Consider the following 7307-nt stretch of genomic DNA (forward strand, 5'->3'; position numbering starts at 1 on the left):
TGTGGAGCAAGAAGACGGGCGACACCAGCGCCAAACTGGAAGCGCGGCTGGCGCCGCACAGCGTGCTGATGCTGCTCCTGACCGGCCCTGCGAAACCATAGCGCGCGCCCGGCCGCGCGGCGCGCAAGGAGTCCTTGCCTGACGATGGCCTTGCCAAGCGCGGGAGCCCTGGAAGGTAAAGACTTTTTTCGCTGTCGCGAAAGCGGCCGCGTTGCGCAGGGGCGGGGCATGCCCCGCCAATTCCCTGCTTCCCCCTTCTCTTCCACGCCAATAAACGCTTTCGCGGCTCGCGATAATGTTGAACAGATTTGGTCGGAAGGGATTTCCCGCGGTGAACTGGTGCGGACGAATACCGATCAAACGATGACTATCGATCCTTGTCGGCCGCTCGAATACCTCTTCCAGGGGAATGACTCGGCAGCTTGTGAGGACGATTACATCAAAATTGCGTACCGCGTGGGCGCTATCACTGCGGACAGAGAAAATCCAATCAGCGCAAACAGTCGTTGACCCGGCGCATCATCCCGCCGGGATTCGTTCCGGCCATGGCGGCTTTCAGCATTCTCTAAATAATTACTGTCTGGATACGTCTGCATGAACATCATCAAACACAGCTTCGCCGTTCTCGGCATGATCGCGGCGCCGGCTTTTGCCGCCAGCCCGGTCAGCATCAGCATCGACGCCGGCAAACCCGGCCCGGTCATCAACAAGAACGTGTACGGCCAGTTCGCCGAAAACCTCGGAACCGGCATCTACGGCGGCATGTGGGTCGGCCCGAAGTCGAGCATCCCCAACACCGGGGGCTGGCGCAATGACGTGGTCGGCGCGCTCAAGCAGTTGCATGTGCCGCTGGTGCGCTGGCCGGGCGGCTGCTTCGCCGACACCTACCATTGGCGCGATGGCGTCGGTCCGCAGGACAAACGCCCGAGCAACGTCAACGGGGGCAAGGTGGACGCGATCAACGCCGTCGGCACCCACGAATTCTTCGACCTGATCGACATGCTGGGCGCCGACGCCTACGTCAACGGCAACGTCGGTACCGGCACCGTGCAGGAGATGTCCGATTGGGTCGAGTACATGACGGCGGACGGCGGCTCGCCCCTGGCCAGGCTGCGCGCCCGGAACGGGCACGCAAAGCCGTTCAAAGTCGCCTACTTCGGTATCGGCAATGAGATGTGGGGCTGCGGCGGCAACATCAGGCCTGACTACTACGCGAACCTGTACAGCAATTACGAGACCTTCCTGAGGGCGCCCAAGGACAACAAGCCGAAAATAATCGCCAGCGGCGGCGACATCACCTGGACCGAGGTCCTGAGCCGCGAATTGAAGGGCCGTACGAGCGGCATCAGCATCCATCAGTACACCATTGCGGGCGCCACTTGGGAGACCAAGGGCGCGGCCCTCGGCTTCAAGGAAAACGAGTGGATCTCGACCCTCGCCAATACCTTGAAAATGGATCAGATTATCAAAGATCATCTGGCCGTGCTGGACAAGAACGATCCCGAGAAGAAGATCGGGCTGATGATCGACGAGTGGGGCACCTGGTATGCCGATGCGGACGCCAGTAATAGCGCCCTGTACCAGCAAAACTCCCTGCGCGACGCGCTCGTGGCGGCGCTCAGCTTCCACATCTTCCATGCGCACGCAAAGCGGATCCCCATGACCACCATCGCCCAGATGGTCAACGTGCTGCAGGCGATGATCCTGACCGACAAGGAGAAGATGGTCCTGACCCCGACCTACTACGCGTTCCAGATGTATGTGCCGTTCCAGGATGCCCGGACGGTGCCGCTGGCAATCAAGGACAACACCAGCTACACCCTGGGCGCCACCACCATTCCGGGCGTGAGCGCTACGGCGGCGCGCGCCAAGGACGGCAAGCTGTACCTGGCGCTGGTCAACACCGATCCGCACCAGGCGGTCGATGTCGCCGTCGACGTCGCCGGCACGAAGGTCAAAGGCGCGGCCGGCAAGGTGCTGACCTCGGCCGCGATGGATGCGCACAACACGTTCCAGAATCCGCAGGCCATCAAGCCGGTGCCGTTCAGCGCGCGTGCCGCAGGTGGCAAGCTGTCGATCAAGATGCCTGCCAAGGCGGTGATGGTGGTCGCTTTGGAGGAGTAACCGCCAAACGGGAACAAACCTCCCGGGTCACCCACCGCCATCATCGGACACCATAATTACTGAATAGGATACCTCTCATGCCTTCTGTTTTCCCATTACGCGCCGCCGTCGCGCTTTCATGCCTGATCGCCTTCCATGCTGCCGCAGCGCCGATGCCGCAGCTGGTGCAGAAAAACGGCAAGTTCGCGCTCATGGTCGATGGCGCGCCTTATCTTTTGTTGGGCGGCCAGGCCAACAATTCCAGTAACTACCCCGCCATGCTGCCGCAAGTCTGGCCGGCAATCAAGGACATGAAGGCCAATACGCTGGTGATGCCGATCTCGTGGGAGCAGATCGAACCTGTCGAAGACAAATTCGATTTCAGCTTTGTCGACATCCTGGTCAAACAGGCGCGCCAGAACAAAGTCCGGCTCGGCCTGCTCTGGTTCGGAACGTGGAAGAACACCGGCCCGGGATACACGCCCGCATGGGTGAAACTCGACAACCAGCGCTTCCCCCGCCTGACGAACAAGGACGGCACGACTTCCTATTCCTTGTCGCCGCACCATGCGTCGACCCTGGAAGCGGACAAGAAAGCCTACGTGGCGTTGCTGCGCCATTTGAAAGCGATCGACGGCGAACAGCACACCGTCATCATCATCCAGCCGCAAAATGAAATGGGCGTGTATGGCGCCGTGCGCGATTATTCGCCGAAAGCCAATGCGCTGTTCGCACAGCAGGTCCCGCCAGCCCTGCTGTCCCGCCTGAACAAACAGCCTGGCACGTGGTCGCAGGTGTTCGGGGGCGATGCTGATGAGTTCTTCTACGCCTGGTCGATCGCTTCCTACGTCGACCAGGTTGCCGCAGCCGGCAAGGCTGTCTACCCGCTGCCGACCTACGTCAATGTCGCCCTCAAGGAGCCGATCAAGCCACAGTCGCCGGGCAGCTACCCCAGCGGCGGCGCGACCTGGAACGTGATCGACATTTACAAGGCCGCCGCGCCGCATATCGATGTGCTCGCACCCGATCTGTACACGCCCGAATCGGTCTCGTATGAGGCGACGCTCAAGCACTACCGCCGTCCCGACAACGCGCTGTTGATTGCGGAGACCGGGAACACGAATATCTATGCGCGCTATATTTTCACTGCGCTGGGCCAGCAGGCGATCGGCTTCGATCCCTTCGGTTTCGATTACACCGGATATTCGAATTACCCGCTGGGCGCGAAAAATTGGGGACCTGAAGGCGTCAAGCCCTTCGCCCGCGTGTATGGCCTGTTTGCGCCAATGGCGCGCGAATGGGCGAAGTTGAGTTTCGAAAGCGAAGTGCACGGCGTCTCCGAGCCGGATGATCACAGCGCGCAGCAAATCGATCTCGGTCCGAAGTGGACGGCCAGGGTGACTTACCGCGAATGGCAATTTGGCGACGCCAAATGGAATGCCAAGGGCGATTTTCCGGACAATTCAGAGACGCCTAGCGGCGGCGTGGCGATGGCCAAGCTGGCCGATGACGAATACCTGGTCACCGGCCTGAATGCGCGCGTCAACTTCGGCGCCAGCAAGGACCTGAAAGGCCGCGTCATGATTGTGGACCGCGTCGAAGAAGGACGTTTCGAGAACGGCAAGTGGATCATGCTGCGGGTGTGGAATGGCGACCAGACCAGTGATGGATTGAATTTCACCGATCGGGCGCAGGTGCTGAAAGTGAAGCTCGGCACCTACGTCAAATAACCAGGGCGCCGCCGGCCGGTGCAGTTTCGCCGCGGGCGCTTCCCCGGCGCCGGCTCAGGGCGCAGGCGAAACAGCCCGCGTTTCCCGAACCGGATCCGCAGCCGGCGGCAGGCGTACCAGAGAAGCCGCGCACATTCCTTGGCCTGACGATCAAGTCGACTGAAACACCGGGCGAGCAATCGGCCGCCGGTCTGCTGTCGAAGGAAGGCGTGTTGGTACTGTCCGTCGAGGCGGCAAGCTACGGCGACTGTCCTCTATAAGTACACCTTGAACAAAAAAAATCGAAGAAGACAATTCGTGAGCAATCCATTTAACCGTATTCTGCTGGCGCTCGCGCTGGCAAGCGCCGCCTGCGTGCCCGCCGCCGCAGCGGCCGAAAGCTCCGGCCAGGGGAGCGCGCAAGCGACAGCGCCGGGCAGCGCAGCGTCTTTAACGGCTGGGCCCAGGTGATCGTGCAATCGACCGGTCAGCCCGGCGCGGCGACGCTCTCTGCGACGTCCGGTAAGCTGAATGAGACGGCGCTTCGCTTCGAGCTGCGCTAGCCGGTTCTAGGGGGCCGCTGGTCGATCCCTAGGACCTGAACCAATATCAAAGTAAGGGTAAAGAACTACCATGAGCAAACTCCTCGCCAGCCTGCTGCTGGCCGCAACAGCATTGACGGCGTCGGCCGCAGAGCGCTTTCCGCTGGCCGACGTTCGTCTCGGTGCCGGTCCCTTCCTCGATGCCCAAAACCGCAATCGGCAATACCTGATGTCGCTCGATCCGGACAAATTGCTCGCGCCCTTCCAGCGCGAAGCCGGTTTGCCGCTCAAAGCGCCAAGCTACGGCAACTGGGAATCGCACGGTCTGGACGGTCACATCGGCGGCCACTATTTGTCGGCGCTGGCGCTGCTGTATGCGTCGACCGGCGACGCCATGGTCAAGGAGCGCCTCGACTACTTCGTCAATGAACTCAAGAAGTGCCAGCAGGCCAACGGCAACGGCTACATCGGCGGCATCCCGGAAGGCGCCAAGGCGTGGCAGGACATCGCCAAAGGCGCGATCAAGGCCGACAACTTCACGGTCAACGGCAAGTGGGTCCCCTGGTACAACCTGCACAAGACCTACGCCGGCCTGCGCGACGCCTATCACTACGGCGGCAACCAGGACGCGCGCGCCATGCTGGTCGGGATGGCCGACTGGGCGCTCAAGCTGACGGCCGCGCTGAGCGACGAGCAGATGCAGGACATGCTGCGCAGCGAACATGGCGGCATGAACGAAGTGCTGGCCGATGTGTACGAACTGACCGGCGACAAAAAATACATGGCGCTGGCGCAGCGCTTCTCGCATCAGGCTTTGCTGCGGCCGCTGGAACAGGGCAAGGACGAGCTGACCGGCATGCACGCCAACACGCAGATCCCGAAAGCGATCGGCTTCGAGCGCATCGCCGCGCTGGGCGGAGACCAGCAGCTACACAAGGCCGCGGAATTTTTTTGGCGCACGGTACACGATCGCCGCACCGTGGCCATCGGCGGCAACAGCGTCCGGGAGCACTTCAACGACGACAAAGACTTCTCGTCGATGATCAACGCGGTCGAAGGTCCCGAGACCTGCAACACCTACAACATGCTGCGCCTGTCGGAGATGCTGTTCTTGCGCGATCCGAACGTGCGCTACGCCGATTACATGGAGCGTGCGCTGTTCAATCACATCCTGTCGTCGCAGAACCCGGACACCGGCGGCCTCGTCTATTTCACGCCGATGCGCCCCAACCACTACCGCGTGTATTCGGAGGTCGACAACTCCATGTGGTGCTGCGTCGGCTCGGGCATCGAGAGCCAGTCCAAGTATGGCGAATTCATCTACGCCCATGACAAAGATGCGCTGTTCGTCAACCTGTACGCGTCCTCAACCTTGGAGTGGCATGAGAAGGGCGTGCGCATTACCCAGACGACGCGCTTTCCGGATGCCGACACCAGCCGCTTGACGATCGATGGCGATGGCGTATTCACCGTCAAGCTGCGCTATCCTGGCTGGGTTGCGCGCGTAGCCATGCAGGTGAAGGTCAATGGCAAGCCGGTCAAGGTCGATGGCAAGCCGGGCAGCTATGTGAACGTCACGCGTCACTGGCGCAAGGGCGACCGCGTCGACGTGACCTTGCCGATGCGGACGACCCTGGAGCGCATGCCGGACCAGTCGAACTATTATGCGGTGCTGCGCGGGCCGATCGTGTTGGCGGCCAAGACGCAGCCGTTCGCCAACGAGAAGCTCAACGTGTTCGCGGGCGATTCGGGGAGCCAAGTCCCCAGCGGGCCTGTGTGTCCGCTGGAGGCAGCGCCGATGTTCGTTAGCGACACGCGCGACTTTGTGAAAAAGTTCAAGCCTGTCAAGGGCGAGCCGATGACATTCACCGCGCCGGGGCTGATCCAGGGCGGCGGCGCGGCGGTCTTGAAACTCATTCCGTTTTTCCGGCTGCACGATTCGCGCTATATGATCTACTGGCCGTATTCGACCCCGGCCAACGCGCAGGCCACTCGCGAAGCGACGGCCAAGGCCGAAGCCGAGCGCATCGCCGAAGGCGCGCAGACCATCGATCAGGTGGCGCCGGGCGAGCAGCAGCCGGAGTCCGATCACGCGTTTGCGGGCGAGGGCGCCGACGCTGGCGTCGCCCGAGGCAAGCACTGGCGCCGTGCAAGCGGATGGTTCAGCTATGTGCTGAACGACCGCAAGCTGGAAGCGAAGATCCTGAGGCTGACCTTCGACGGCGGCGACGCCGGCGCTACTTTCGATGTCCTGGTCAATGGCAGGCAGATCGCCACGGTCACGCTGGAGAAGAATACGCAGGGGTTCTACGCGAAGGATGTGGCGATTCCCTCTGAATTGGTCAACGAGTCGCTGACGGTGAAATTCGTCGCCAAGCCGGGAGCGATGGCGGGCCGATTGTACGGGCTACGTCTACTGCGTTAGACATCATGTATCGACCTCGCGGACCTCTCGGCAAAAGAGTGGGTGGCAGGTGCGTAAAAAATGTTCATACAATTATCGATTTAGATATTGCCGCGCCGGGCATTCAACGAAAACCCTTCAGAATAGGGTCTTTTTTGACCGCATTGGCCACCATGTCCTTGTGCCGCGCTGGCATGGCCTGCGCCTGGTCGCGGCCGACGCCCCGAATTTACGCTTCGGACTGCGCGCCAGCACTGTGGCCAACCCGGCCAGCGCCAATCAAATCGCCTTCGGCCTGTTCTGCCCGGCGCCGAAATGATGCTGGCCGCCTCGCTGCACAGCGTCCACGTGAACGAGCACCAGATGCTCTTCCAGCACGTTGACTGTCTCGGTTCCGGCGACCTGCTGCTCATGGACCGCGGCTACCCGTGCCGGCTTGCGCCTTATACAGGCAACTGCGCCTCGGTTGCGCTCTAAAGTGGACCCATCAGTCAAGACACTCAGCCGGCTAGTTTAAGCTGTGTCCGTTTCCGTTTCCGCTTCTGCAGC

Annotated in this window: 6 protein-coding genes; all 6 read left to right on the forward strand. The window is 61.6% G+C overall.

The window, feature by feature from the left end; all coding sequences use genetic code 11:
- The first annotated feature begins 228 nt into the window (after positions 1-228).
- The 6 genes from QPK29_RS33175 to QPK29_RS33200 all read left to right on the forward strand — a co-directional run bounded on the left by QPK29_RS33175 (position 229) and on the right by QPK29_RS33200 (position 7235).
- Positions 229-510 (forward strand): non-reducing end alpha-L-arabinofuranosidase family hydrolase, encoded by a 282-nt coding sequence (locus tag QPK29_RS33175; protein WP_400189953.1) that lies wholly within the window; start codon positions 229-231, stop codon positions 508-510.
- An 84-nt stretch (positions 511-594) separates the two neighbouring features.
- Positions 595-2124 (forward strand): alpha-N-arabinofuranosidase, encoded by a 1530-nt coding sequence (locus tag QPK29_RS33180; protein ID WP_371772309.1) that lies wholly within the window; start codon positions 595-597, stop codon positions 2122-2124.
- Between the two features lie 77 nt (positions 2125-2201).
- Positions 2202-3833 carry a DUF5597 domain-containing protein gene (locus QPK29_RS33185; protein WP_371772308.1) on the forward strand — a complete coding sequence of 544 codons (1632 nt, stop codon included), beginning with the start codon at positions 2202-2204 and terminating at the stop codon, positions 3831-3833.
- Positions 3834-4445: 612 nt separating this feature from the next.
- A complete protein-coding gene (locus QPK29_RS33190) occupies positions 4446-6779 on the forward strand; it encodes a beta-L-arabinofuranosidase domain-containing protein (protein WP_371772307.1) in 2334 nt (777 codons plus the stop codon).
- Positions 6780-6939: 160 nt separating this feature from the next.
- The gene (locus QPK29_RS33195) at positions 6940-7077 is read left to right on the forward strand and encodes a hypothetical protein (protein ID WP_371772306.1); all 138 of its coding nucleotides are present in this window, start codon (positions 6940-6942) and stop codon (positions 7075-7077) included.
- Positions 7074-7235, forward strand: a complete 162-nt coding sequence (locus tag QPK29_RS33200) for a hypothetical protein (protein WP_371772305.1) — start codon at positions 7074-7076, stop codon at positions 7233-7235. Before QPK29_RS33195 ends, QPK29_RS33200 begins: the two co-directional genes overlap by 4 nt.
- The last annotated feature ends 72 nt before the right edge of the window (positions 7236-7307 follow it).

The organism is Massilia orientalis, assembly GCF_030411975.2.
Classification (GTDB): Bacteria; Pseudomonadota; Gammaproteobacteria; order Burkholderiales; family Burkholderiaceae_D; genus Telluria; species Telluria orientalis.

What these genes read in the sequence shown, in the direction of transcription:
- QPK29_RS33200 (WP_371772305.1), top strand. Translation starts at nt 7,074, where the DNA reads ATGATGCTGGCCGCCTCGCTGCACAGCGTCCACGTGAACGAGCACCAG.
- QPK29_RS33190 (WP_371772307.1), top strand. Translation starts at nt 4,446, where the DNA reads ATGAGCAAACTCCTCGCCAGCCTGCTGCTGGCCGCAACAGCATTGACG.
- QPK29_RS33180 (WP_371772309.1), top strand. Translation starts at nt 595, where the DNA reads ATGAACATCATCAAACACAGCTTCGCCGTTCTCGGCATGATCGCGGCG.
- QPK29_RS33175 (WP_400189953.1), top strand. Translation starts at nt 229, where the DNA reads ATGCCCCGCCAATTCCCTGCTTCCCCCTTCTCTTCCACGCCAATAAAC.
- QPK29_RS33185 (WP_371772308.1), top strand. Translation starts at nt 2,202, where the DNA reads ATGCCTTCTGTTTTCCCATTACGCGCCGCCGTCGCGCTTTCATGCCTG.